Source organism: Salegentibacter sp., assembly GCF_036568425.1.
In the GTDB taxonomy this organism is placed as follows: Bacteria; Bacteroidota; Bacteroidia; order Flavobacteriales; family Flavobacteriaceae; genus Salegentibacter.
The window spans coordinates 1-2227 of record NZ_DATCSO010000030.1 but is presented as its reverse complement, the minus strand read 5'-3'; the positions used below and the strand labels follow the sequence as shown (position 1 = coordinate 2227).

The window sequence follows — 2227 nt, the reverse complement described above, 5'->3', positions numbered from 1 at the left end:
TCCTTCTTTATTTATTTCGTAAAACTTCCGCGGAAATAATAAAACTCTATATAAACTTGAGTAAAAAGTCTCAATATGATCTGTATTATCACCTTCTACCTGAATTCTACCAAGCTCCTTATTCCATATTTCTTTAGCATTCTCTTTTACCTCCTCAAAACTACTTTCCCCAATTTCTGAATCCAAATTAAGCTGTGCCTGCTCTGCACTAATAAATGAAGAAGCCACTTTTACATTTACTTCCTCACCCTTTTTGGTTTTAAAACCAATAATAGCTCCTACATGATCGGCCTCAGCATTTTTAGAACCCTGCTGAAGCTCCCAGCCATCTTTCCAGGTATGATTGACTTCAAAATCTTTATCAAATTCGGCAACAAAGTAATTATGAAAATTCTCTGGCACTCCGCCGTGGTTGTTCCTCGCGTATCCAATAATTTTGCGTTCTTCAGGAATAATTTTCACCATAGAACCTTTATTAAAAGCATCCAGAACTATATAAGAACTATCAGATTCCGGAAAAGTAAATTTGAAATGAGCGGCTCGCTCGGTTGGAGCCAACTCTGCCGTCACATCATAATCGGCGAGGTAGACACTATAATGATGCGGCTTTGCGATTTCAGCCTTATGCGAAAACCAGGAGGCCCTTTCTTCTTCCTCGAATTTTAACTGTCCGGTTACTGCCATTAAGGAAAAAGCGGCGTAATCATTTAACCACGGACTGGGTTGATGGGTTTGTTTTATTCCGCGGATCTTATAATCATCATATTTATAGGCCCAACCATCGCCCATTTCGGCGGTTTGTGGGGTCCAGAAATTCATTCCCCAGGGAAGAGCAATCGCAGGATAGGTATTCCCATTAGACAAATCGAAAGTTGAATCTGTTCCCATCAGGGTATTTACATAATCTACATAAGAGATTTCGCTTTCCTGTGCATAAGTATTTGCTGAAAAAACAAGCGTAAACAGCGTACCGAATAATACATTTAATTTCATTCCCATATTTTTAATTTAATTCTACGGCATTTTATTCTATCATTATTTCATCAACAAAAAGCCAGGCTTTACCATTTCCCGGTAATCCTTTAAAAGTATCTATCTTTACTTTGATGAATTTAACCTCCTGAAGCTTCACATTTATTTCAAAATCTTTTAAACTAACAGCGCCATTGGTCTTAAAATCCCTGCTTACTTCTCCTATCTTGCTGTATTCCTCCCCATTCTTAGAAGCAAAAGCAGAAATCTTTACCGGGAAGTAAATCCCTGAACCCTGGTTTTCCATAGTTCCAATTTTCAAACTTTCTATTTGAGTAGATTTTTCAAGGTCTATAGTAACTTCTACATCTTCACCCAGCCAACCAAGCCATTGACCATCGTGGAAATTTTTGGTAGCTCTAATCACATTTACCGCAGTATTCTTACCAACACCAGTATAGTTATCGTTATATTTTGGCTTATAACTAACTTTCTTTCCCACGGCTTTATGAAAATGAAAATCCTTAACCAAAGTATCGCCTTTAGGTTTTCCATTCTCATAAACGGCAGCTCTTAATATGCTACTCTCATCAACTGCAATAGGTTCTTTATATAAAGGAGAAGAGGCATTTAGATTCTTATCATTTAATGTGTATCGAATTTCCGATTCTGGAAATTCATTCTGTAAAACAATTTTAATTTTACCGGAGGTTGAATCTACTTCACTCTCTGCAGTTACTGAGTAAGCACTGGTCGCATAATTTATATCCATAAGGTCGAAACGCTTGAATATAGCCTGCAACCTTCGGGAAAAATCTGCCCAGTCTTTTTTATCTTTTGGAGTCCAAAGCACTTCCGATAATGCGGCTAACCTGGGGAAAAGCATATATTCTGAAAGCTCTGGCGTATCGATAAATTCAGACCATAAATTTGCCTGCCCGCCCAATACGTGTTTTTTTTGAGCAGTGCTCATGCTGTCTACCACCGGATCAAAATCGTAAACCTTGTTTAACGGGGTAAAACCGGAAAAAGCCATTGGTTCTGTATTGAAATCGCCCTGGTAGAAATTGAAATAAACGTGACTACCGGGAGTCATAATCACATCGTGTCCTTCTTCGGAAGCTTCCCAACCCCCTTTAGTGCCTCTCCAACTCATAACCGTAGCGCCGGGAGCGAGACCACCTTCTAAAATCTCATCCCAACCAATTAAAACCCGATCATGAGAACTTATAAATTCTTCCATTCGGCGAATAAA

Annotated in this window: 2 protein-coding genes; both read right to left on the bottom strand. The window is 38.7% G+C overall.

Annotated elements, in window-relative coordinates:
* The coding region (locus VIM94_RS03855) for a GH92 family glycosyl hydrolase (protein ID WP_332037974.1) at window positions 1–993 on the bottom strand (993 nt) is incomplete at its 3' end.
* A 31-nt stretch (window positions 994–1024) separates the two neighbouring features.
* Window positions 1025–2227, bottom strand: a 1203-nt coding sequence (locus VIM94_RS03850) for a family 20 glycosylhydrolase (protein ID WP_332037973.1), incomplete at its 5' end; no start/stop codon positions are given.